This window comes from Paenibacillus hexagrammi, from assembly GCF_021513275.1.
Lineage (GTDB): Bacteria > Bacillota > Bacilli > Paenibacillales > NBRC-103111 > Paenibacillus_E > Paenibacillus_E hexagrammi.
The window spans coordinates 6190931-6214646 of sequence record NZ_CP090978.1; the positions used below are offsets into that span (position 1 = coordinate 6190931).

Below are 23716 nucleotides of genomic sequence, written 5' to 3' on the forward strand. Positions count from 1 at the left end.
CAAGCTTCTTGGTCAATAATAAGTGTAATCGTGACGTATACAGTTTTACGCATGAATGCCTTGTATACAGGGAACAATCAGAACGCATTCCATTCCTTTGCGATTACACTTTGAACAGGTGAGGTGTCCCAGAATGAGTCAGCTTTTCTCTGCTTATCAACTTAACAATTTACAGCTAAAGAATCGGGTCGTCATGGCTCCGATGTGCCAATATTCCGTAACAGCCAAAGACGGTAAGCCGAATGAGTGGCATTACGTGCATTATCTCAGCAGAGCGATTGGCGGAACGGGACTGATTATTATGGAAATGACGGACGTCCATCCGGATGGGCGGATCAGCGACTATGATCTGGGCTTGTGGTCCGATGAGCATATCCCGGCTTATGCCCGTATTATTGACGGGGTCCATTCACACGGGGCGAAGATCGGCATCCAAATTGCCCATGCCGGACGCAAGGCGGAGGATGCAGAAGTGCCGGTCGCTCCGTCGGCTATTGCTTTTCCGGGATCGCGCTATAAGACCCCGCGCGCTTTATCAACGGATGAAGTCAAACAAATGGTGCAGCTGTTTGGCGATGCGGCCCGACGTGCCGTCCAGGCAGGCGTCGATATGATCGAGCTGCATGGCGCTCACGGCTATTTGATTCACCAGTTCCAGTCTGCGCTGACGAACAAGCGGGAAGACGAGTACGGCCAGGATCTCAGCCGATTCGGCGTCGAGGTCATTCAAGCTGTGAAGAAGGAAATGCCGGCAGGCATGCCGCTCGTATTCCGAATCTCCGCTGTAGAATACGCGGATGGAGGCTACGATATTGACTATGCTATTAAGCTTTGCCAAGCTTACCGCGACGCAGGTGTAGACGCCTTTCACGTCAGCTCAGGCGGTGAAGGCGCTGCGGGAGTGAAGAAGCCCGGCAATTACCCGGGCTATCAAGTGCCTTACGCGCGAAGCATACGTGAGGCCGTTGGCGTGCCTGTTATAGCGGTGGGCATGCTGGAGGATCCGGCTCTCGCTGAGTCGGTCGTCAGCAACGAGGATGCCGATATGGTCGGCATTGCCCGCGGTCTGTTGAGAGACCCTTACTGGGCGACTCATGCCGCTATCGCGCTTAAAAGCGAGGAGACCCACATTCCTAAGCAGTACGAGCGCGGATATTAATAGGAAGAAGGCTGCAGTCCACCTGAATTCAGGTGTGAGCTGCAGCCTTTTCATTTTGCCAAAGAGTAGGGCTCCCCGCAAAGTACCTGGGTCGGCTTCGAATTCTAGCCTCGATAGCTCGTCCCTATTTCGCTTATTGAATCAATAGCCGTCTGTTCGCTGCCCTGAATGATCTGCGGCTTCTGCACCTTCCTGGGCGGATTTGGAGCCCATATGCTCCATCTCCATCTCCATCTTCGCTTTAGCAAGGCCCTCGGAGACTCTGCGGCCGTAATCGCTGTCGGCTTGTGTGAAGTACTCAATCATTTTTTGCTGAATGTGAGGCTTGCACACGCTTAATGCATCCACCAGGTTGCTGATTAGTTCATCGCGCTCCCAGTCCTCGAACTTGCGGTACGTGTCTCCCGCTTGAGCGAAATCATTCGTACGGTTAATCTTCTCCCGAACTAATGAAGCGTTATAGCTCGGCTGATGCTCTTTGCCGGATGGCGCAGCCTCTTTGAGCCCGCCGAGTGAGGACGGCTCGTAGTTAACGTGAGGATTTTGCCCTGGCGCGCGGTCCACGATAAGGGTCATTTGCCCGTCGCGTTGGTTGGTCGCCACATGCGTCTTGGGCGCATTGATCGGCAGCTGCAAATAATTCGTGCCTACCCGGTAACGCTGCGTATCCGAATAAGAGAACGTTCGTCCCTGCAGCAGCTTGTCATCGGAGAAATCAAGCCCGTCGACAAGCACGCCGGTTCCGAATGCAGACTGCTCTACTTCGGCGAAATAGTTTTCTGGATTCTTGTTCAGCACCATTTTGCCTACGCGTAGGAAAGGGAACCTCTCATGATCCCACAGCTTGGTCGGATCTAGGGGGTCGAAGTCGAGCTCCGGATGCTCGTCATCGCTCATGATTTGTACGCACAGCTCCCATTCCGGATAGTCGCCGCGCTCAATAGCCTCGTACAGATCCTGTGTCGCGTGGCTTGTATTCTTGGCCTGAATCATCTCGGCCTCTTTTTGCGTGAGGTTCTTCATGCCTTGCTTCAGCGGTTCCCAGTGATATTTAACAAGCACGGCTTCCCCATCTTTATTTACCCATTTATATGTATTCACGCCGGAGCCCTGCATCTGCCTGTAGTTAGCTGGAATGCCCCATGGGGAGAATACGAACGTAACCATATGGGTAGCCTCTGGAGAATTCGAAACAAAGTCGAACATCCTCTCCGGGTTTGACAGGTTGGTAACAGGGTCAGGACGGAACGCGTGAACCATATCCGGGAACTTCAAAGGATCGCGTATGAAGAAAATCTTCAGGTTATTGCCCACCAGATCCCAGTTCCCATCTTCTGTGTAAAACTTCGTAGCAAACCCGCGCGGATCACGGAACGTCTCCGGTGAGTGGCCGCCATGGACGACGGAAGAGAAGCGAACGAATACCGGCGTGCGTTTACCGGCTTCCTGAAACAGCTTGGCGCGCGTATACTTCGCGACCGGCTCGTCGCCTACTTTGCCGTAGGCTTCAAAGTAGCCATGGGCTCCAGCACCCCGTGCATGAACGACACGCTCAGGAATGCGTTCACGGTCAAAATGCGAGATTTTCTCAATATAGTGATAGTTCTCCAAGGTGGAAGGTCCGCGGTTGCCCACGGTTCGAATATTCTGGTTGTCTGAAATCGGATGACCCTGGCGATTGGTTAAGGTCATATCCGTGTCGGTTGTACGGTTCTCCATGTTCTTGCCCAACATCCTCTCGCAAATTATCCATAGTACTTTTTACCATTTGGGAAAACATTATTCACCCGAGGGAGTAAACGAGCCGATTGTACAGGGATATAATAAGGGAGGGCAGTGGGGATGAAACCGATCGGAGAGATCAAATACATACTGGGCTGAATAAAAAAGCCCGACAAGCTGGCAATCAGCTTATCGAGCCTATTCGTCTTTGTCGCAAAGCACCTATTGCTTAAAAGTTGAAGTTATCCGGATCAGGGCCAATCCGGCGATCCTCGTTTAAGCTATCGATCCGACCCATCTCCTCGTCAGACAAAGTAAAGTCGAAGATAGCGGCATTTTCGATGATGCGATGCTCCTTAATCGACTTCGGAATCGTCACTACACCGTTCTGAAGGTCCCAACGCAAAATAACCTGAGCCACGGATTTGCCATGCTTCCCGGCGATGTCCGAGAGAACCGGATTATCCAACAATCGGCCCTGCATGAGCGGGGACCAGGCTTCCAATTGAATTCCTTGCTGTTTGCAGAAGGTCAGCAGCTCCTGCTGGGTAAGCAGCGGGTGGTACTCCACTTGATTCACCATCGGCTTCACCTCGGCATCCTTCATGACATCCTCCAAATGGTGGATTTGAAAGTTGCTGACACCGATTGCCTTCACGCGGCCTTCTTTATAGAGTGTCTCCAGAGCTCTCCAGGCTTCTTTATAGAGTCCCTTTTTCGGCCAATGGATGAGGTAGAGGTCTAAGTACTCCAGGCCCAGAAGCTGCAAGCTTTTTTCGTAAGCAGCAATAGCTGTTTCGTAGCCAAGGTCTGCATTCCATACTTTTGAAGTAATGAAAAGGTCCTCTCTACGCAGTCCGGATTCTTGAAGCGCCTCGCGAATGCCTTGTCCCACACCGGCTTCGTTCTGGTAAATCGCTGCTGTATCAATACTGCGGTATCCGTTACGGATCGCGGTTTTTACAGCTTCTACAACTTCATTTCCTTCCTCTACTTTAAAAACGCCGAGCCCAAACCAAGGCATGCGGACTCCGTTATGGAGTGTAGTTGTGTCTTGCAGATTTGTAGCGGTCATCATGATCATTCTCCTTTATCAATGAGTTCGTTGTATGGATAGACGGAGCTCTTTGTTTTCCAAAGCTAGGCTCCATGCTGTCAGAAAGACGGCACCTAGTACCATTATAGCCCCAACCCATGCCGTGTGAATCAGTCCTAAGTAGTCTACGATCAGTCCGCCAAGGAAGGCACCCAGCGCAATACCGGCATTAAAAGCGGCAATATTGAGCGCAGAGGCGATATCGACCGCATGGGGAGCATAGCTCTCCGCTAGGGTAACGACGTAGATTTGCAGGCCGGGTACGTTCATAAAAGCAAGAAGCCCCATGAAAAAAATAGTGACAAGCGCCGGAGCCATGGAAGAGGCTGTAAAAGTAAGCAGTAGCAGAACAGCTGCTTGTGCGGCGAACATATAAAGCAGAGCGAGAAGCGGCTTCTAGTTCGCTGCTTTTCCCCCGACGATATTGCCAATCGCAATCGCAATGCCGTAAATAACCAGAATCACCGCCACTGTAGTTTCCCGAAATCCGGTTATGTTATGCAGGAGCGGAGATAAATAAGTGAATACGACGAAGGTGCCCCCATAGCCGAGAGTCGTAATGGCAAAAGCCAACAGCAGCCTTGCATTCGTAAGCAAGGGAAGCTGATCGCGTAGACGGATGTTGTTCCCTTTGCGAAGACCGGAAGGAACCAGCCAAACATTCGCTGCAAATGCCAGAATACCAACGGCAACGATTGCGGCAAAAGCATACCGCCACCCGAACTGCTGACCGATGAATGTGCCCAGAGGGACACCAGTGACCGTTGCGACAGTAAGCCCTGAGAACATCATCGCTATGGCGCTGGCTCTCTTGCTCTCGGGAACCAGATCAGCGGCGATGGTAGAGCCGATCGACATGAATACACCGTGCGACAGCGCCGAAACGACCCGCGCAGCAAGCAGAATCCCGATACTGCCGGATAGAGACGCCAGACTGTTCCCCAGGATGAACACGAGCATAATCCAGAGCAGCAGAGCCTTGCGGGATATGCCGGAGGTAAGCGAAGTGAGTACGGGCGCTCCAATGGTTACACCCAGTGCATACAAGGTGACGGTCAGGCCCGAGAGTGTAAGGGATATTTGAAAGTCTTCAGCAATAAGCGGAAGCAGCCCGACGCTGATAAACTCCGTTGTTCCGATCGCGAAGGCGCTGACAGCTAGGGCCAGAAGCGCCATGGTACTTTGCTTTTGAGTCATTATCATGTTGATTCACACCTATCTCTATGTCATCTTACTAGTCATCGCCGGCCGGCAAATGCTATTATGAGGGTATTATGCGAATATGAATAGTACGTACTTTTTTGTACTATAGGTACTAAAAAGTGCCTGTAAACCATTTTTTTAATGGAGATAAATGGCGTACGTACTTCTCGGACAAGCAAGAGGTTTGAAAAGAAGCTCACTGCTGAGGCCCGTACTGAACATGGCTTGATTACGGGTGTACGACGGGCACCAAGAAGTGCCGAAGGCTTTTCGCCGGAAGGGGGAGCAACAGCAATGAAGAAATACAACATTTCCGTAGAAGCGACACTTGAGGTTATCGGGGGAAAATGGAAGAGTGTCATCCTCTGCCACCTCACCCATGGGAAAAAGCGGACCAGCGATCTCAAGCGCAGTATGCCCGCTATCACACAGAAAATGCTGACCCAGCAGCTCAGGGAGCTTGAAGAGGACGGGATTATTAACCGGATCGTCTATCAACAAGTGCCGCCGCGAGTGGAATATGAATTAAGCGAATACGGCTGGAGCTTGAAGCCGGTACTGGATTCCCTGTGCGCGTGGGGAGAGCAGCATATCGTGAAGGAGTATGGCGATAAAACAGCGGTACTTGAGGACAATGGTCTTAATGATTTGAGCTGAGAAATGAAGTCAGTTGAACCTGCCTCAGGGGGGCACGTGGGAGCGACAATTAGACTCATGCACCTGCCTCAGGACGCAGAATTAGGAGCCACAATCAGCCCCATGATGAAATAACGGGGACAATGTCTTACGAACTGCCCATTGACGGCCTGCAAACGGCTGTGTACAATGGAAACTATAAAAACTATTTTGGTTTCCTTGGTTTATATATGGAGAATGTATCATGCGGTGTTGTGGAGGTAAGAGGGTACATGGATGAAGCTGTTCGTCTGCGCATTATTAATGAAGCCGCGGACTTGTTCAAAAGCAAAGGCTACAAGAGCGTAACGGTGAGCGAGATCGCAGACCGGCTCGGTATGAGCAAGAAGACGCTATATGTGTATTTCAGCAGTAAGGAAGAGATGGCGGAGGCGGTGCTGGATAGGACGATGAGTGTCATCGCAGATAAGGTTACTGTTCAGTTGAAGCGGGAAGACGATCCCTTGGGGATTCTCCGGGATACCTTTTTGACAATTAAAGAGGAGATCGTGAAGCTGCCTGCTTTATTTTTGGAGGATATGCAGAAGCAGGCGCCGGCTCTATGGGCCAAGGTGGAGGCTTTTCGTTCCCGTCAGCTGGCCTTTATCGAACATCTCCTGACTCGTGCGCAGCAGAATGGACAGATTCGGGACGTCAATCCGGCTCTGGCATCCGCCATGATGATGGATTGTATTCAAAGAATGGTGCGGCCGGATTTTGCAGCCAAGCATGGCGTTACCATCGTGGAGGTAGCGGATACGCTTTTTGCCATGATGATGAGCGGGCTTCGTACGGATCAAGCTTAAACGGGGAGCGTGGATGGTATGGATACGTATGTGTTGGATTTTCACCGCATTGATAAAAGCAGTCTACCGCTAGTAGGAGGCAAGGGGGCTAACCTCGGGGAAATGACGCAGGCAGGCTTCCCGGTGCCGCCGGGTTTTTGTGTGACGACAGAGGCTTACCGTGTATTTCTTTCGGGTAGTGAGCAGATGGGCGACTACTTTCGTCAGCTGGAGGACATTCAAGCAGAGCAGCTGGAGAGAATTGCTGTGCTGGGAAGCGCGATTCGCGAGCATTTGAACCAGGTCCCGATACCGGTTGACATCAAGGACGCCATTCTTGGCAGCTGGATGCGCTCGGGTCAAGAAGCTGCCTATGCAGTAAGGTCTAGCGCAACGGCGGAAGACCTGCCGACGGCTTCGTTCGCGGGCCAGCAAGATACGTATCTGAATGTGCGCGGTGAAGAGCAGCTCATGCAGGCGATTCGTCGCTGCTGGGCGTCTTTGTTCACCGATCGGGCGATTTCGTATCGGGCTAAGAACCATTTTGACCACCGTGCGGTACATTTGTCTGTCGTTGTGCAGCAGATGGTCTTTCCCGAGGTGTCGGGCATTATGTTTACCGCCGACCCTATAAGCGGACATCGGGGGACCGTATCGATCGACGCCAGCTTTGGTCTGGGCGAAGCGCTAGTCTCTGGACTCGTCTCCGCCGATCTGTACCAGGTGCGCGCCGGAACACTGATCGATAAAAAAATCGCACGTAAAAAGCTGGCGATTTATTCTTTACCGGAAGGGGGCACCGTGACCCGGGATTTACCCGAAGACGAGCAGGAACGGCAAGCACTGGCTGATCCGCAAATTATGGAGCTTGCGACGCTGGGGAATACGATTAAGGGTCACTATGGCTCAGACCAGGATATCGAGTGGTGCTTGGCGCAGGGGCGCTTTTACATCGTGCAGAGCAGACCCATTACGTCCTTATATCCCTTGGCTGAGGTTCATACAGAACCCGGCGACTGCCCGCATGTGCTCCTCTCCTTCGGTCACCAGCAAATGATGACCGATGCGATGAAGCCAATGGGATTGTCCAACCTTCGCACGATGCTGCCGGCGGGGAAGCCTTCTGTCCGCTCAGAAAGTACACTCACGGCTGCAGCAGGCGGCCGGATGTTCGTCGACATCACCAAGCTGTTCGCTTTAAAGCCTGCTAGGAAGCTTTTCCCCCGTTTGCTAAGCGGTATCGATGAAATGATGGGAAGCGGAGTAGGGGAGTTCATACAGCGGGAGGAGTTCATTCGCCATATTCCCTTCCAGCCTGGCCTGAAGAAGGATGTGCTGGGGTTCATGGGCCCCATTGTGCTGAAGGCCATTTGGAAGCTGCTGTTCGCATCTCCGAATAAAGCGCTTCCCTACGTGGAGTCATATATTCAAACAGCGATCGCGCAAAGAAGGAGCGACTTAGATGGATTGACCGGACCCGAGCGTGTCATGCGCATACAAGAACAAATCGGAACCCTGCTGCGCCGGATGTTTCAAGATTTAATGCCCTATCCGATGTCGGGGCTGATGTCATCACGTCTCATTAAAAATTTGCTCCAGCGCTGGATAGGTGATGACGAGGCGCTGCATGTCCTCAACAAATCGCTCATTGGCAACGTGACCAGTGAAATGGGGCTGATGATTGGCGATTTGGCGGATCAAGCACGCCCTTATCCCCAAGTGATTGAGCTGATTCGCCGAGGTTCAGGACATACGCAGCAATTTCGCGAGCAGCTTCGCGGTGTGGAAGGCGGCCGCGAGTTCGGGGAAGCATGGGACCGCTTCATGACATTGTACGGCATGCGCTGCCCCGGTGAAATTGACATCACGCGGCCTAGATGGCGCGAGGACCCAAGCACGCTGCTGCCGTCCATCGACAGCCACATGCGCAGCGTGCAGCCCGGCGAGCACCGGGCGAAATTCGCGCAGGGTGCCGATGATGCGGAGCACGCAGCGCGCGAGCTGCTGGAGCGGCTGAGAAGACAGCCGCTGGGATGGTTCAAGGCGAAGCTGATGGGTCGCTTGATTCGCGTATTTCGGGTGCAGATGGGGCTGCGCGAGCACCCCAAATATATGATGATGCAGCAGTTCGGCCTAATCCGCGAAGGGCTTCGCGAAGAGGGGCGCCTGCTGGCGGAGAAGGGCGTGCTTCCGCGTGAGGAAGACGTGTTCTTCCTCACGCTGGATGAGCTGCTGAAGCTGTCCGAGGGCTCGGTACCGGACGGCCTCGAGCCGCTTTTGGAAGCGCGGAAGCAGGACCTGGAGCGCTTCCGCAAGCTGACCCCGCCGCGCGTTATGACGAGCGAGGGCGAGATCATCACCGGCAAGCGGCGTCAGCAGGACGCGCCGGCGGGGGCGCTGCTCGGCACGCCGGTGTCGGCGGGCGTCGTCGAAGGGATCGCCCGCGTCGTCCTGCGTCCGGAGGAGGCGAAGCTGAATAAGGGCGAGATTATGATCGCGCCCTTCACCGACCCCGGCTGGACGCCGCTGTTTCATTCGGCCGTCGGCCTCGTCATGGAGGTCGGCGGACTGATGACTCACGGCGCGGTCGTCGCCCGGGAGTACGGTCTTCCCGCCGTCGTCGGCATCGACGGCGCAACGGGTCTCATCCGGGACGGCGACCGGATTCGGCTCGACGGCACGCGCGGGTATGTGCTCGTGCTCGAGCGAAGCGGAGAACGCTGAGCCGATAGCAATAGCAATAGCAGTAGCAAAATCCCCTAACCGGCTGAAGCCAAACGAGAAGCTTGGCATTGAAATGGAAAGGTGCAGAAAGACTATATGAATCCTTAGAAGTAAGCCTTGCAGGAGTGATCTTGCAAGGTTTTTTCGATTATGGAAAGGGGATGCTCGATTCACTTGCATCCGATATGAAAATAGTAGCTGGTGGCAGCCATCGTTGTGGAGTTTTGACCATTGATGGTGTGGATCCCATGCCTACAGATTGTGTAAATGTTGCTATTCTATACGCCGTAATTATCGAGGGAGTTATTCAAGAACACATGTTAAGTATTTTCGAACAACAGAAAAAAACGTTGAAACGCCAACTGCAGTTGGTTAATATTGGTGTACGAGGAAAGTGGTATTTATGATAACAATTGATCAAGTTCCATTTGTGAAACTGACTGCGAAAAAGCTTTAGCAGAAGGTAAGATTGATCAAAATCAATATGAATACATAGTATCTCTACTCGATAAAGTCGAGAATGATCGTATCAGATTTGATGAGAACGTAATGCGTGAAGCTAGAAATAACATGGCACGTAGAACTTCATCTTTCGCATAAAAAGCATCAACGATTGCGTCAGTGCTTATTTTTTACTGAAAAAAGAGTTAGGCCGAACTTAAGAGATGATTCCTGAATTGCATTGAATTGCACAGGAATCATCTTTTTTTATTCCTCAAGGTCTTGCAGATGGGCGAAGAGTGACACTTGGGGGGCGTTGTCACGTCTAGACGCAGATTTCCCTATGAAGTGTCTCCAAGGCACCCTTTGAACAATTAAGCTGAATCTCTCGGTCAGCAACATCTTGGAGTATTTATGCAGGAAACCGTATCATTTCATGCAATTCATGCCTAATTTGTCCGAGCAGCAACACATCTAAGATATGTGCTTATTCCTACCGCGGGACAACGTTCATCACGTGATCCAGCCATTCAAAAAGACGGTGGTTGTACAGCTGCAGCGCACCCATCTGGCAGTGCTCCTCCGCGCCGTCCTCTTGGGTGAATGCCATGATCGTTTTCGGGCAAGTGAGCTCATCAAATAGACGCTGAGGCTGGCCGGCGAAGAAATGATCCGCTTCCGCTTTGCAGACGAGCGTCGGGCATTGAATCAAGCTTGCTATGCCTGTCAAACAGAACGGCTCTGTTTTTTCCACCAACTCCAGAATGGAGTTCGCTTGGAAGGTGAACATGCCGTTCTCAACGGCCCAGCGAACGCCGGTGTGCTGGCTCATCATGCCTTGTATGGCTCCTTCGTAAGCCGCCGGCGGAATTTTCCGGCCCCCGTTATGCTGGCTGCCCATCTTCATAAAGGAGAGGTCTACTTATGAACACCATTCAATATGTCATGCTGAGCCTTTTAGCCAGGGAGCCGCTGAGCGGCTATGATATCAAGCAGCAGATGAACGGCCGGATAAGTCCGTTTTACAAAATTAATAACAATCAATTGTATCCCGTTCTTGCTAAACTGGAGACGGAGGGACTAGTGGAGCTGCATGCTCATGAGCGGGAGTCGTATCGCCCGGCCAAGAAGATTTACAAGATTACGGATGCAGGACTCGAAAAGCTGAAAGAATGGGTGGTAGAACCAAGTGAACCAGAGTCCTTTCAGATGGAGTTTTTGCTTAAGCAATATAGCTCTTGGCTTGTTGATTTGGGAAGCTAACGAGAGTGACAATCCGTTATTTTCGACCATTGCCGTGATTGACATGGGCATTCGATTTGAGAAAGCATCTATTGAATGGTGCAGCAGCATACTGGATCTGTTTCGGGAGAAGCTGGCCGGCAAAGCAGGCACCTAGCGGCTTGTTCCCTTGATCCGGAATGGACCCTCTGATCGAAACGCGTTTTATCAGTGAATCTGCCATCAGAGAAAAAAGGGGGCGTATGATATCAGACAAATGTCAGATGGAGTTTATATCCAGTTTATAAAAGGAGATTACGCTAATGAAGGTGGTAAGGATAGCATTTTATGAAAGAAACGAGGTTATAACCAGTGGAGAAAAAGAACAATAAATCGCTCGTGCTGACCGGCCTGTTAATCGGTCTGATCTTCGCAGAGCTGGATGAAACGGTGGTTTCGACAGCTATGCCCACAATTATTCGCGAGCTTCACGGATTATCTTTATACGGATGGGTAGCGGGAGTGTATATGCTTGCCGTGACCATCGCCATGCCCATTCTAGGTAAGCTTGCCGATTTATACGGGCGCAAACGGGTGTATCTGAGCTGCATGGCATTGTTCATTACCGGCTCGATTGTATGCGGGCTGGCGCCTTCCATGGCCATGCTGCTGGTGGGCAGGGGCATACAGGGGATTGGTGCCGGAGGTCTGATGCCGCTCGCGCTCGTCATTATCGGGGAAACGTATCCGCTTGAGCAGCGGGCGAAGATTCAGAGTCTGTTCGGCCCCATGATGATTCTGCCTCAGCTGCTTGGTCCCACAGTCGGAGGTTATTTCGTAGGTCATTTTAATTGGCACTGGGTGTTCTTAATTAACATTCCGGTTGGGCTCATCGCTGCGGCTGTGCTTTCTATGGGAATGCGTGAAACCAAAGGGGAAGAGAGACGGAGTATCGACTGGGCAGGTGCAGGAACACTCGTAATGGCTCTGCTGTCGCTGCTGCTTGCGCCGGTGTTGATCGACAACCAGAATCTGAGCTGGTCCTCGCCGGTTATCATCGCCTTGCTTGTGCTGTCTGCACTGTTGGTCGCTGTCTTCATCCGTATCGAGTCCAGGGTTAAGGAGCCAATCATTCCGCTAGGCCTGTTCCGCAACCGTAATGTCGTGGTACTCTCCACGCTTGTATTCATTATGATGCTGGGGCTCATGGGCGGCATTGCCACCTTTCCATTCTTCGCGCAAAATGTCATGGGGCTGACCCCAACGGCATCCGGGTACCTCATGCTGGCGTTCATGGCGGGAGCTATCCCCTCCAGTATCATCAACGGATTTCTGATTACAAAAATACCTTATCGAACTTTGTTTATTGTCTGCTTCGCGCTGCCGGTCATCGGTGTCTACCTTCTGACGCAAATTAGCGTGCATACGACCATTTATTTCATTATCGCGGCCTTCTTTATCCTCGGTCTCGGCATTGGCGCCTTGTTCGGCGGAGATAATTTAATCGTGCAGGAGTCCGTCGAAAAAGAAAACAGCGGCGTGGCGCTCGGCACGGTACAATTGTTCCAGTCGCTCGGCGCTACAATCGGTCTAAGTATCTTCGGAAGCCTGCTCGCAAGGAACATTCGAAACGGCGTATCCGGCATGGCAAGTCAGCTTCCGGAAGGGACGTCCGACACGATCGCTACCGGAGGCATTCCGGCGGGATTGTCCCCAGACATTCTGCTTAAAGTCCAGAACGTGTTTGTAGGGTCCTTCCAACATATCTTTTACATCTCGCTGGGCTTCATCATTGCAGCCTTCTTCGTCTGCTGGTTCCTCAAAAAGAAGTCCTCACGAAGCGGGAGTCTGAGGAAGAAGCGGCAGTACCTGTTACCCAGAACTCCTAACAGTTTAAACACCGGCCCGAGCCGGTGTTTTTGCATGCGAGGTAATAACCACAGGCTATGGCTCATCAGGAGCATTACGACTTTACTTTCAAAAGCGGCTTCCTTAGACAATTTCGTCTGAGGACTGCTTTTTTTCATATAACGAAGTGATCATTCATTCTTTACAATAACTTTACAAACACGCTTTAAAGATCATGCCACAGGGGCGTACTACAAAGGCTTTCGTATGTTAACCATGGGCTGGATGGATGGGCATTCCTTCGTTCCGGTTGACTTCGCTCTTCGTAGTTCGAACAATTCCTACATCAATGGGGTCGCCGAGGGAATCGATAAACGATCTTCAGGTTACAAGGGTCGGCAAGAAGCCCTGCAAAGCGCACCTGCGAATATCGCCGCCAAGCTGAACGCGCTATTACAGCCGGCTTATCCGCACCCTACGCGCTTATGGACAGTCGGTTCACGCATGCTCCACTGATTCAGGAAATGCGCATGCGAGAGCCGTCTGCAGAGAGAGTTTCAAGGGCGATCTTACGATCTGCTCATCAGCCATACAAAGATTGTATTTGCTCGTTACATTTTGCTGGCCTGGCAGCATCGCCAGAGCACGGACCAACGGACCATTGGAGGTCTGTTCTATTTGCTGTGCGACGAAGTTGGCACGATGGACTGGATCGTTGCACTTCAACAATTAGTCGAACTGATGAATGAAGTTGCCTCAAAGGTAGGTAAGAGAATCTCGAAATTGATAAAGCGTCAACTCCAGGGTTGGATTGCCGGTTTACCCAGTTACATCAAGGTCTATTTGCCAATTTCTCATGACATTAATTTTTACTCGTTATGAATACGCCGTCATAGTCATCTAAAATTAATACCTTTGTTTGTTCGTTAACAGAATCCAAATCATATGCCGTTTCAGAAGTTTTAAATGACTGTTCGGACGAAACACGCCTGAATTTTCCAAACTTAGTTGTAATCAAATCTGTTTCTTGCTTTAGCTTTTTCATTTCTCCTTCAGATATTTTCCTTGGTGACGAAACAGAAGAAGAACTATCTTTCACAGGTATTATTGATTTTGTAGCTAGACCTGCAAAAATAATACTTGCAACAACAAAACTAATAATCAAACTAACACGTTTTACCTTACTCATAAAATTACCAGCCCCATCCAATTATTATCCCTTTTATTAATTGACGCAGTAAACATGGGAATGTTTCTATGGTTTCACTTAATATTCCATTTTATTAGAGTCGTTGCGTTATCCTGCCAGTAGTTTAACGAAGTCAGTCAATCAGAACTCATATTAAAATAGACTGTTGAGACTTTCTCAACAGTCTGAGCCCTCTTGCAAGGGCTTTTTTTAATCAATTATTAAAATGGCTTAACGACCATAAGCGCCAATATGGCAATCATCAGCAGCTGTGCTGCTGCCTCAATGGGTACGATCTTTTTTATCAATAATCTGAATTCGGCGGGTATTTCCTTACTCTGGTCCTGGCTTTCGGCAGTAAGCTTAAAGATCTTCTTCACACGCGGCTCAATCCATCCATCGATCATGACGACCATGGAGAGCGATAACAGTATGGCTGTATTGAGCCATAATTGGGATAATCCCATCTTAGTTATGATCATAAGGCAGACACCGGTTAAAATGAGTACGGTTCCGCCGATCTTGAGTATAATGGTAAGTTTGGAAGTCACCCCTAAAGCGAAGTGCAATTGGCCGACGGTTCTAGCAGATCTTCTGATGATAGGCATTACGAATGCAGGGCCAATGACGGCGATCGAGGCGAATATATGAACGACCAGCAGTAATCCGAACAAGCCTTTATCCCCCTTCCCCTAGCGTATCGTGCTATGGCTTTGATAGGCTAGACCAACCCTTTTTCTTTTAAATGCCCCTCCGAGTTCAAGATGATCCAACATGCATGCTACGACATCATCATACGTTACATTGAGCTCTTGAAATCGGCTGAACAAGTAACCGGCTATATCTGCCTCGGAATATTTCTTGATCGTCTCCGGCATCGGAATAGGCAAAATCTCCGTTGTTACATGCAGATGAACCGGAGCCGGCAGCTCGCTTGAATCGATCATTGTGCCCGGACACATAACGGACCAATCAAGCTGCGTCCGCTGCAGCCTTTCGAAATTCCAATTGTGATTCCTATACTCAAGTGGAAAGCCGGGTAAATGATTGCCGATAAGATCCGTATTCGGAATATCCAGCAGACCGGCTCCTCCCATCATCCATACCCGCCCGGAGAAGCTGGTTTGGAATTCGCATTGGCTGATTATGTTATCAACCATACGTATAAACTCTTCTCCCTGGCCCGCATGGCCGGCTGCAAGAATAGCGACGTCTTGATGCGCGAGCGCCTCACCGACACTCACCGGGTCCAAAATATCGTCTGCTATCACCTTTACTTGCTTTGCGTAATGCTCCCCTAGCTGCTCATAGAGCTTCTCGGAATTTCGCACGAATGCGGTTATTTCATGCCTCATTTTTATCCCCTGAGCCAACACTCTTTTCCCGGTATTCCCCGTCGCTCCAAAAACAATCATTTTCATTATTCGTTCCTCCTCTTGAATGAACCCTAATATTTGGTTAATTCAAGCTTAGCATCGCTCCAAAACGTTGTTAAGAACCCACTTTAAAGTAGGGTACTTACTTAAAAGTAAGTTTAAGTAGTGAGGCCGCAGGAAGAAAAAAGCTGCCCGGGATCCATGGCAGCCTGTTGTTTGAACCAGCTCTATAACGCTGACTCTTCATATTTCCGCTTATTATGATTTTCTCCCCAAGCACACATCACTTCCGCTACGGGAATCAAGGTTATGCCATATTCGCTAAGCGAATATTCTACCCTTGGGGGGACGTCTGGATAGACCGTTCTGTCGACGATGCCTTCTCGTTCCAAATCTCGGAGATGTTGCGAGAGCATTTTTTGCGAAACATCGGGAATTAGCTTTTCCAGGTCGTTGAATCTCTTTTTGGATTCTAACAAATGCCATAAAATCATAGGCTTCCATTTACCGCCTAAAACATGAAGAAGCGTCTCGACGGGACATTCACGCTGATGAATCATTGACGAATCATCCCCTTACTTAAGAAGGAAGTGTATTTCCTGAAATTAACATAATAAAATTCTATGTTAGCGAGGCAATCAAGTCAATCATGAAATCGACCTACTGTCCTAATTCCTTCACCATGATTTTGTGTTAGAACTCGTTGTATCTAAGCATTCGATACCCCTCCGAGAGAATCAGCAATGACGTCTCCTTCATCTAATTCGTCACTTTCAACCCCAGGGACTTTTGCCTCATCAGAGCAATATCTACCAGATGATGAGACAGACTCGCTGTCATCTTGTAGAGTGATTTTGTCAGCAATGACACGCACTAGTTGCCCGTGTTCGTTTGTAAATGCCCAGTATTCACGGTCCCTGTAACCAATATCCACTACGACATTAGGTTCACGATGCCCAGACAAATTATAAAATCGGTACGGCGCGAAAAGCAGTATGTAAATGGGCGCATCGACCATCATCACACCGCGTCTTCTTCTTAGCATGTAGCCTGTGTCGAGAAAGGTTTACGTAGGACCTCAACTTAGGATGGGAACAAAAACATGGGCTTTTTTACCTAGTTAAAATAAAGGAATATTGTCAGCATTTGACGAATTGCTATAGAAAAATAAGCGGATTAACGAATGAGGTGTAGGGCGAATGAAGAAACGAGTCTTTTTAATTATTACGTTTATGTTGATTTTTCTTCTCCCGTTATTGGGCAGTTTGGCTAAGTGGAAAGGGCTTCCCCGGGTTACGGAGAATTTTTGGCTCAGGAAGCGGTCCAAGATCCGGGTTTCAGTTTGGTTTACTTTGTCTTTGGCGCCATTGTGGCGCTTGCTATTACCGTATTTCTTGTGTTTCCCGGATGGTTTGGCTTTAAGAAGACAGCTCCGGTAAAAAAAGCTGTTCCCGCCGCCGGTTATCCTAGCTGGTTCTGGTGGAGTTTGCCGGTGCTGTTCATCTGCTGGTTTATGATGTGGGCACGCCTTGATGTGCTTAAAGCAGCTGAAGCGTACACCTTTGTCCTTTGTGGTGGGCTTTTATTCTCATTTTGGATGGAATTGTGTACAAGCGAAACGGAGGCGTTTCCCTTGTTTCTAAGAAGCCTGCGGTCATGCAGCTGTTGGCGGTTGTTTCCTGCTTCAGCTGGTTTGCTTTTGAATATTTGAACTTCTTCGTGATGGAGAATTGGTACTACCCGAACGGGCACGTATTTTCCAATTTCGGCAATATCTTTTGGTTTTCTTTATCCTATACGACCGTGCTACCTGCCATTGTGGAGTGGTACCTGCTGCTGCAAACTATTCCCTTCTTCAAAAACAGATACAGCAGCGGGCCTAAGCTCCAGGTATCGAATAAGGTTCTTATTGGCTTCTATGTCCTTGGACTGGTCTTGGCTTTTGCCATGGGGTATTATCCGTTCCTGCTTTTTTGGGTGCTTTGGGTAGCTTTGGTGCCATTGATCTCCGCTGCGATGGGGCTGACGGGCTTTTGGACGCCGTTTACACCGCTTAAGAAAGGGAATTGGTCACCGCTGCTGCTAATCGCAATTGCCACACTCTTCAATGGCTTCTTCTGGGAAATGTGGAACTTTGGGAGTGAGTGGTTTCATGATGATCTGCCGACGAATCCAAATTATTGGAAGTACTCGGTGCCTTATTTGGACAAGTTTCATATTTTCTCGGAAATGCCGATACTGGGCTACTTCGGTTACTTATTCTTCGGCGTGAACTGCTGGATTATGTGGCTGACAGCTGCTTATGTATTTAAGTTTAACCCCAGTTTTGAACTTACAGAGGAAGCTGCAGCGAAGGGGAATTCATAATGTGGAAAGGCTCAAATTATGTAGTGCTGGAGGTTATCTCCGATAATGGACATAAGGCTATCTATCGGTGTCAGGATCCAAACACGTTAGAGAAGGTTATTATCAAAGCGTTACATGCGGAAGCCTCAACCTATGAGGAAGTGCTGAAATTTAGAAAGGAATATCAGATCCTCTCGGAGCTCAGCAGGAACGTAAAAGGGATTGTACAGCCGGTAAAACTCGAGGATCTGGGCGGCCTCTACGCCATTGTGCTCAAAGATATCGAGGGGCGCTGTCTGAAAAGTATACTGGACGGTAGGACGCTCGATCAGGATACCATGCTGGATCTAGCTATCCAAATGGTCGAAATCGTGGGAGCTATTCATGACAATCAAGTCATCCATCGGGATCTGAAACCTTCGAATTTGATCTGGAACGAGGAGACCGGACAGGTGCAGTTGATCGATTTCGATTTGTCCGTCAAGTTCGTCAAGGAGAAGCAGACGTTCCAGAATGCAGGGCTGATTGAAGGGACACTGCCCTATATCGCTCCGGAGCAAACCGGCAGAATTAACCGGAGCATCGATTACAGAGCGGACTTCTACTCACTCGGTGTCATCTTCTATGAGATGTTTACAGGTGTGAAGCCTCATACCTCAGGCACGGTCATGGAGCAGATTTATTCCATTATTGCGAAGCAACCGCCGTCTCCGTATGAACTGACAAAGGGGCGGGTCCCTAAGACCCTGTCCGATGTCATTATGAAGCTGATGGAGAAATCCCCCGAGGACAGATATAGAAGTGCATACGGCATCAAGGCCGATTTGCAGAAATGTCGCGCGCACGAGGACCCTTTTCCGATCGGAAAGGAGGATCGTCTCCACCTGTTCCGCATTTCGCAGAAGCTGTACGGCCGGGATCAAGAGCTCCAGGAACTGCAAGCTGCTTTCAGAGAGAGTATAAGCGGGCAGGCGCAGCTGGTGCTGGTTTCGGGTGAAGCGGGTGTAGGGAAGACGGCGCTTGTCAATGAGCTTCAGACCTCGGTCTCGGAGGAGCAGGGTTACTTTATACAAGGCAAGTTTGAGCAGTATCATAAGAGCGTCCCGTTTAGCGCGATGCTGCAGGCTTTCCGCACATTGCTGGCACAGATGCTTCAGGGCGGAGGGGACTTGACGGAGCTTAAAATGGCTCTAAGTCAACGCCTCGGCAATCATGCAGGACTGCTAACCAACATGATGCCCGAGCTTCAGGAGCTGGTTGGCGTCCAGCCTCAGATCGAGCCCTTGAACCCTACAGAGGAGTCCAACCGGTTTTTGTTAGCCTTGATTTCGTTCATAGAGTGTGTGATCGGCAATGAGAAACCGCTGGTCCTGTTCTTGGATGACCTTCAGTGGGCGGACATGTCCAGCATTCAAATCCTGGAGAGGCTGGCGGGCAATGCTGAGCTGAAGAGGTTGCTTGTAATAGGCTCTTACAGGGACAATGAACTAGCGAACGGGCATCCTGCGGAGCCCAATATTGAAGCGCTTAAACAACGTCATAATGTACGGTATATGGCACTTCCCCATTTACGCGTTCAAGATGTCCAAGACTTAGTACAGGCTACACTCGCTTCCAGTGAAGGTTCGGTAGCCGAAGAGCTGGGGCATATGCTCTATGTAAAAACGACGGGGAACCCGTTCTTTATTAACGAGGTCATGAAGGATTTGCATAAGAGCCGCGTGATCGCTTTCAATGACCGTCTAGGTGCTTGGCAGCTGGATGCGGCGAAGATCAGCGAGATGACGGTAAATGATAACATCGTGGATTACTTAATTGACAAGATCAGGCGTTTCCCAGAGAAGCATCAAGCGATCCTGAGTTTAGGGGCCGTCATCGGGCAACGTTTTGAATGGAAGCTGCTCCCTCTTCTCAGTGGAGGGGACGACGTGTCTGTCACCCAGGCTCTGCTTCATGCCGTTCATGAGGATATTTTGGTTCCCTTAGATCCAGATCACTATCAGCTGCTCGCGGCAGGGTCCGAAGAGCTGCCTTCTGTGCAGTTTGCTTTCCAGCATGATAAAATCCAGCAGGCGCTCTACCAAATGTTGAAGGTTGAAACGAGGAGCAGGCTGCATCTTCACATCGGCCGGCAGCTGCTGGACTTCTTGACTCCGCAGGAGCTGGAAACGGCTGTTATCGACGTGGCCAACCATATGAGCCTGGGAATTGAGTATATCGTTGAGCAGGATGATCGGGATGCCCTTCTTGATATTTATGTGCGCGCGGCAAAACGGGCTAAGTTGACGTACGGGTATACGATGGCTTTGGATTTTTTGAGAATGGCGATGACCCTGTTGACGGCGAAAGCCTGGGAGACGGATTACGACCAAACCTTCCTGATTTACAGACTGTATGCGGAGTGCTCCTATTTGACACATCGCATTGAAGCGGCTGATCAGGCTGTCAGCGTCTTAATCCATCAGGCTTCTAGCAGCCTTGTGCTGGCTTCGGTCTACGAAATGCAATCCAATCACTATACGTATCTCGGAATGATGAAAGAGTCTATTGAAGCCGGGAAAAAGGGACTAAAGACTTTAGGGCTGCCTGTTCCGCGCAAAGTCAGTATGGCTTCCGTGCTGCGGCAGCTCGTGAAGGTTAAGCTGAGCCTGAGGGGCAGAACGACGGAGGAGCTTCTGGAGGGTCCGGAGGTAACCGATGAACGGATCAAGATGATGATGAGGCTGTTGGTCAGCTTTATTCCTCCCGCTTTTATATCAGGCGAGCAGAACCTATTTGGCTGGGTTGTCTTGAAGAAGGCGTACCTGTCGGCCCGTTACGGCAACAGTCCGGAATCCGCCGGCGCCTATATCGGCTATGCCATCCTGCTCTCCGGTATGGGAGATCTCAAGGGCGCTCGGGATTTTGGCCGGCTTGCTGTTGATCTGAATGAGAAGTTTGGTGACCTACAGTGGCGAAGCCTTGTCTACGTGCTGTACACGCTCTTCTGCCATAGCTGGAGCTATTCGTGGGACACGCTGGAGCAGAGATATAAGATGGCTATCGACTCCAGTCTCATGTCGGGTGATTTATTGTATTTAGCCCACGCGTGCTACTATATGAATTTATGGAATCCTTCCATGGAGATTGAGCAATATCTGCAGGAAAGCGCTCGAAGCATTTCGATGATCGAGAATACGAAGTACAAGGAAGCACTGGCAACCGCTAAGCTGGCAAGGCAAAAGTTCCGATGTCTGGCCGGTGAATGGGAGAACCCGCTGTCGCTGGACGACGATACGTTCAGTGAGGCGCAGTATCTAAGCGAGTTAACGGAGGCTAAATACTACTCGGGCATCGCGATTTACTATATAACAAAGATTCAGCTGTCCTACATGTACGGGCACTACGAGCAGGCGCTGCCTTATATCGAAAAAGCCTATGAACATATCGGCACCCTGGCAGGGTCTGCTTTTATGGAAGAATTCTCGCTGTATACGTTCTTGAGTTTAGCTGCCTGCTACCCTAGCTTCACCTTAAGGAAAAGGGTACAAGCGCGCAAACGGATGCAGAAGGAGCTAGGGCGTATGAAGAAGTGGGCGTTACATTGCCCGGAAAACTTCCTTACGCAGTATGAATTGATGCAAGCTGAGTTCGCAAGGCTGTTCAGCACGGATGAAACAGCGGAGCGGCACTACAATAACGCCATCCAAGCCGGCAGCAAGCGCAGCTTCATCAGGTATAAAGCACTCACCAATGAGCTGGCAGCCAAGTATTATGACGCCCGGGGACTAGGAGAGATGGCGGGATTCCTGTTGCGAAAGGCGGCTTATTCCTACTCGGTGTGGGGAGCCAAGGGGAAGGTCAGTCAGTTGGAACATGAGTACCCAGCTTATCTGGGGGAGTTAACCGGACCTCTCTACTGGCGGAAAGAACTTTGAGCACCTCGATTGAGAATATAGACATTCATTCGGTCATTATGGCTTCGCAGGCCATCTCCAAAGAGATCTCCCTGGATCAGCTTCTGCGTACCTTGATGAAGATCGTTATCGTCAATGCGGGGGCGCAGCGCGGCTGCATCTTGATGAATACAAGCTCGACATCGCTGGTGGCAGGCGGGTACGAGTCGGAGCAGGACGAGATTACCGTAAGAAAATACGATATTTCAGATTTCCATGAGTATCCGAAGGCAGTCCTCCAAGCGGTAGCAGCCAGCGGGGAGACCATTATTTATAATAATGCGGCGGATGAGACACCTTTTGCCGATGACCCGTACATCATGAGTAGGCAGCCTCAATCGGTCCTATGCATGCCGCTGATGAATCAGAATAAGGTTACGGCCTTTATTTATCTGGAAAATAATTTGGTCACAGGAGCCTTCACCAAGGAAAGGCTGAAGATGATCGATCTGCTGTCCAGAGAGATGGTCTATTCCTTGGAGAATGCCAGCTTGTACACTGATTTGGAGAAATCCGAGGAGAAGTACCGCGACCTGATCAATTATCTCATGGATGGGATTGCGATTATTCAAGATCGGAGATTCGTCTTTGTTAACGAAGCCATGGGGCAGATGCTCGGGTATGCGGCGGCGGATATGACGGACATGAGCCTGGAGAGATTCATGACGCCGGACGATTTGGCGATGGTGCAAAGCCATCATGATACGATTCTAGCTAATGCGGCCCCATCGCTGGAGTATGAGGTACGACTCGGTTACAGCGACGGCCGCAAGGAGATCACGGCTATCTTCAAAGCAACAGCTATTCAGTACCTTAGTAAGCCCGCCATTCTTGTTGCCGTCAAGGATATTACGGAGCGAAAGCGCTCGGAGGAGGAGCTGCGGACGCATAGGGATAAGCTCGAGCAGTTAGTGGCTGAGCGAACCGAGGAGCTGGAGCATAAGAACGCAGAGCTGAATCGTTATTTTGATATCGTAGATAAAAATGTCGTAATCGTGCAGATAGACCCGCATGGCATCATCACCCTGGTCAGCGAGGAGTTCTGCGAACTATCCGGATATCGCAGAGAGGAGCTTCTGGGCAGTAGGCATACCTTAATGAGGGCATCGAGCAATCCTGGCGGAGCGCATAAGGAATTTGCGATAAGCAGTATACAAGGGGACGGCTGGAGAGGGGAATTGCTCCAGAGGAGAAAGGATGGCAGTATCCTATGGCTGGACTTGATTATGGAGCCCGTCATCGCAGGCGATCTGGTCTCCGGCTACACCTTCATCGGTCACAATATTACGGACAAGAAGCGGATCGAGCAGCTCTCCATTACGGACGAACTGACCAGTCTATTTAACCGCAGGTATTTTAATGAGCTGTTTAGCCGCGAGCTGAAGCGGGCAGTCCGAAAGCAGAGCGAGCTGACCCTAATTCTGCTGGATATTGATTACTACAAGAAGTACAACGACACTTATGGTCATTACGAAGGAGATCGAGTGCTTCGCAAGATTGGCGCAGCTATTCAAGGGCAGCTCCGGAAGGAATCCGACTTTGCTTTCCGGCTAGGCGGCGAGGAATTCGGCATTCTTAGCAAAGGACGCTCCCCGAAAGGGTCTTATGACCTGGCTGAGCAGATCAGACAAAGCATTGAAGCTCTGCAAATTCCGCATGAGAAGAACGACCGGAGCGAGTATGTGACGGTTTCCGTAGGCGTGGCGGTCGCCAAGATGGAAGCAGGGGAATTTACGAATGAAGCGATGTACAAGCTGGCGGACAGCGCGCTCTACGCCTCCAAAGCAAAGGGCAGGAATTGCGTGACGCTGCATATTTTATCGCATGGGAATGTGTAGGTGTAATTCATAGCGCTAATGCATGAAGATCAGCAAGAGGAGGATGATCCACGTATCCGAAGGGATAATGCGGGTCATCTTTTTTTGGATGTAATTTATATATTATGCATAAAATGGGTTGACTTGGAAAATGATTCTCGTTTAGTATAAAAGTCTGT

18 protein-coding genes and 4 pseudogenes are annotated in these 23716 nt (G+C 50.2%); 13 read left to right on the forward strand and 9 right to left on the reverse strand.

What is annotated here, in order from left to right:
- Nucleotides 1–133: 133 nt before the first annotated feature.
- Nucleotides 134–1159, forward strand: coding sequence for an NADH:flavin oxidoreductase/NADH oxidase (locus L0M14_RS28425; protein WP_235119752.1), 1026 nt, complete (start codon nucleotides 134–136; stop codon nucleotides 1157–1159).
- A 141-nt stretch (nucleotides 1160–1300) separates the two neighbouring features.
- Here the strand turns inward: L0M14_RS28425 and L0M14_RS28430 are convergent.
- The 3 genes and pseudogenes from L0M14_RS28430 to L0M14_RS28440 all read right to left on the reverse strand — a co-directional run.
- Nucleotides 1301–2860: pseudogene (locus L0M14_RS28430) on the reverse strand (catalase); the annotation flags it as partial.
- Nucleotides 2861–3110: 250 nt separating this feature from the next.
- Complete coding sequence (locus tag L0M14_RS28435; protein WP_235123060.1) at nucleotides 3111–3956, reverse strand: aldo/keto reductase; 846 nt, start codon at nucleotides 3954–3956, stop codon at nucleotides 3111–3113.
- Nucleotides 3957–3974: 18 nt separating this feature from the next.
- Nucleotides 3975–5180, reverse strand: a pseudogene (locus L0M14_RS28440) (MFS transporter).
- Nucleotides 5181–5474: 294 nt separating this feature from the next.
- Here L0M14_RS28440 and L0M14_RS28445 point away from each other — a divergent pair.
- The 4 genes from L0M14_RS28445 (at nucleotide 5475) to L0M14_RS28460 (ending at nucleotide 9771) form a co-directional block, all read left to right on the forward strand.
- A complete protein-coding gene (locus L0M14_RS28445; RefSeq protein ID WP_235119754.1) occupies nucleotides 5475–5837 on the forward strand; it encodes a winged helix-turn-helix transcriptional regulator in 363 nt (120 codons plus the stop codon).
- 122 nt (nucleotides 5838–5959) lie between these two features.
- Nucleotides 5960–6661, forward strand: a complete 702-nt coding sequence (locus L0M14_RS28450) for a TetR/AcrR family transcriptional regulator (protein WP_235119755.1) — start codon at nucleotides 5960–5962, stop codon at nucleotides 6659–6661.
- An 18-nt stretch (nucleotides 6662–6679) separates the two neighbouring features.
- Complete coding sequence (locus tag L0M14_RS28455) at nucleotides 6680–9364, forward strand: phosphoenolpyruvate synthase (protein WP_235119756.1); 2685 nt, start codon at nucleotides 6680–6682, stop codon at nucleotides 9362–9364.
- Between the two features lie 68 nt (nucleotides 9365–9432).
- A complete protein-coding gene (locus L0M14_RS28460; protein WP_235119757.1) occupies nucleotides 9433–9771 on the forward strand; it encodes a hypothetical protein in 339 nt (112 codons plus the stop codon).
- A gap of 527 nt (nucleotides 9772–10298) precedes the next feature.
- Here the strand turns inward: L0M14_RS28460 and L0M14_RS28465 are convergent.
- Nucleotides 10299–10712, reverse strand: coding sequence for a hypothetical protein (locus L0M14_RS28465; RefSeq protein WP_235119758.1), 414 nt, complete (start codon nucleotides 10710–10712; stop codon nucleotides 10299–10301).
- 17 nt (nucleotides 10713–10729) lie between these two features.
- Here L0M14_RS28465 and L0M14_RS28470 point away from each other — a divergent pair, with 17 nt between their 5' ends.
- The 4 genes and pseudogenes from L0M14_RS28470 to L0M14_RS32290 all read left to right on the forward strand — a co-directional run.
- On the forward strand, nucleotides 10730–11068 hold the full coding sequence (locus tag L0M14_RS28470) for a PadR family transcriptional regulator (RefSeq protein WP_235119759.1): 339 nt from the start codon (nucleotides 10730–10732) through the stop codon (nucleotides 11066–11068).
- A complete protein-coding gene (locus L0M14_RS28475) occupies nucleotides 11049–11204 on the forward strand; it encodes a hypothetical protein (protein WP_235119760.1) in 156 nt (51 codons plus the stop codon). The genes L0M14_RS28470 and L0M14_RS28475 overlap by 20 nt, the downstream gene beginning before the upstream one ends.
- A 194-nt stretch (nucleotides 11205–11398) precedes the next feature.
- Nucleotides 11399–13036, forward strand: coding sequence for an MDR family MFS transporter (locus L0M14_RS28480; RefSeq protein WP_235119761.1), 1638 nt, complete (start codon nucleotides 11399–11401; stop codon nucleotides 13034–13036).
- A 45-nt stretch (nucleotides 13037–13081) separates the two neighbouring features.
- Nucleotides 13082–13756: pseudogene (locus L0M14_RS32290) on the forward strand (IS4 family transposase); the annotation flags it as partial.
- On the opposite strand, the gene L0M14_RS28485 reads toward L0M14_RS32290, so the two are convergent.
- The 5 genes and pseudogenes from L0M14_RS28485 to L0M14_RS28505 form a co-directional block, all read right to left on the reverse strand.
- Nucleotides 13737–14063, reverse strand: coding sequence for a hypothetical protein (locus L0M14_RS28485; protein WP_235119762.1), 327 nt, complete (start codon nucleotides 14061–14063; stop codon nucleotides 13737–13739). The pseudogene L0M14_RS32290 and the gene L0M14_RS28485 sit on opposite strands and share 20 nt — an antisense overlap.
- A gap of 221 nt (nucleotides 14064–14284) precedes the next feature.
- Nucleotides 14285–14737, reverse strand: coding sequence for a DUF2269 family protein (locus tag L0M14_RS28490; RefSeq protein ID WP_235119763.1), 453 nt, complete (start codon nucleotides 14735–14737; stop codon nucleotides 14285–14287).
- 18 nt (nucleotides 14738–14755) lie between these two features.
- Nucleotides 14756–15484 (reverse strand): NAD(P)-dependent oxidoreductase, encoded by a 729-nt coding sequence (locus L0M14_RS28495; RefSeq protein WP_235119764.1) that lies wholly within the window; start codon nucleotides 15482–15484, stop codon nucleotides 14756–14758.
- 182 nt (nucleotides 15485–15666) lie between these two features.
- The gene (locus tag L0M14_RS28500; RefSeq protein WP_235119765.1) at nucleotides 15667–15999 is read right to left on the reverse strand and encodes a winged helix-turn-helix transcriptional regulator; all 333 of its coding nucleotides are present in this window, start codon (nucleotides 15997–15999) and stop codon (nucleotides 15667–15669) included.
- 152 nt (nucleotides 16000–16151) lie between these two features.
- A pseudogene (locus L0M14_RS28505) lies at nucleotides 16152–16406 on the reverse strand (DNA/RNA non-specific endonuclease); the annotation flags it as partial.
- Nucleotides 16407–16745: 339 nt separating this feature from the next.
- Between L0M14_RS28505 and L0M14_RS28510 the strand changes: the two are divergent.
- The 4 genes from L0M14_RS28510 to L0M14_RS28525 are packed head-to-tail and all read left to right on the forward strand — an operon-like array spanning nucleotide 16746 to nucleotide 23558.
- Nucleotides 16746–17150, forward strand: coding sequence for a hypothetical protein (locus L0M14_RS28510; RefSeq protein ID WP_235119767.1), 405 nt, complete (start codon nucleotides 16746–16748; stop codon nucleotides 17148–17150).
- Nucleotides 17096–17806, forward strand: a complete 711-nt coding sequence (locus L0M14_RS28515) for a hypothetical protein (protein WP_235119768.1) — start codon at nucleotides 17096–17098, stop codon at nucleotides 17804–17806. Before L0M14_RS28510 ends, L0M14_RS28515 begins: the two co-directional genes overlap by 55 nt.
- Nucleotides 17806–21702, forward strand: coding sequence for an ATP-binding protein (locus L0M14_RS28520; RefSeq protein ID WP_235119770.1), 3897 nt, complete (start codon nucleotides 17806–17808; stop codon nucleotides 21700–21702). Before L0M14_RS28515 ends, L0M14_RS28520 begins: the two co-directional genes overlap by 1 nt.
- On the forward strand, nucleotides 21699–23558 hold the full coding sequence (locus L0M14_RS28525) for a sensor domain-containing diguanylate cyclase (protein ID WP_235119771.1): 1860 nt from the start codon (nucleotides 21699–21701) through the stop codon (nucleotides 23556–23558). Before L0M14_RS28520 ends, L0M14_RS28525 begins: the two co-directional genes overlap by 4 nt.
- The last annotated feature ends 158 nt before the right edge of the window (nucleotides 23559–23716 follow it).

What these genes read in the sequence shown, in the direction of transcription:
- L0M14_RS28465 (WP_235119758.1), bottom strand. Translation starts at nt 10,712, where the DNA reads ATGAAGATGGGCAGCCAGCATAACGGGGGCCGGAAAATTCCGCCGGCG.
- L0M14_RS28485 (WP_235119762.1), bottom strand. Translation starts at nt 14,063, where the DNA reads ATGAGTAAGGTAAAACGTGTTAGTTTGATTATTAGTTTTGTTGTTGCA.
- L0M14_RS28455 (WP_235119756.1), top strand. Translation starts at nt 6,680, where the DNA reads ATGGATACGTATGTGTTGGATTTTCACCGCATTGATAAAAGCAGTCTA.
- L0M14_RS28515 (WP_235119768.1), top strand. Translation starts at nt 17,096, where the DNA reads ATGCAGCTGTTGGCGGTTGTTTCCTGCTTCAGCTGGTTTGCTTTTGAA.
- L0M14_RS28425 (WP_235119752.1), top strand. Translation starts at nt 134, where the DNA reads ATGAGTCAGCTTTTCTCTGCTTATCAACTTAACAATTTACAGCTAAAG.
- L0M14_RS28495 (WP_235119764.1), bottom strand. Translation starts at nt 15,484, where the DNA reads ATGAAAATGATTGTTTTTGGAGCGACGGGGAATACCGGGAAAAGAGTG.
- L0M14_RS28470 (WP_235119759.1), top strand. Translation starts at nt 10,730, where the DNA reads ATGAACACCATTCAATATGTCATGCTGAGCCTTTTAGCCAGGGAGCCG.
- L0M14_RS28435 (WP_235123060.1), bottom strand. Translation starts at nt 3,956, where the DNA reads ATGACCGCTACAAATCTGCAAGACACAACTACACTCCATAACGGAGTC.
- L0M14_RS28500 (WP_235119765.1), bottom strand. Translation starts at nt 15,999, where the DNA reads ATGATTCATCAGCGTGAATGTCCCGTCGAGACGCTTCTTCATGTTTTA.
- L0M14_RS28520 (WP_235119770.1), top strand. Translation starts at nt 17,806, where the DNA reads ATGTGGAAAGGCTCAAATTATGTAGTGCTGGAGGTTATCTCCGATAAT.
- L0M14_RS28450 (WP_235119755.1), top strand. Translation starts at nt 5,960, where the DNA reads ATGTCTTACGAACTGCCCATTGACGGCCTGCAAACGGCTGTGTACAAT.
- L0M14_RS28445 (WP_235119754.1), top strand. Translation starts at nt 5,475, where the DNA reads ATGAAGAAATACAACATTTCCGTAGAAGCGACACTTGAGGTTATCGGG.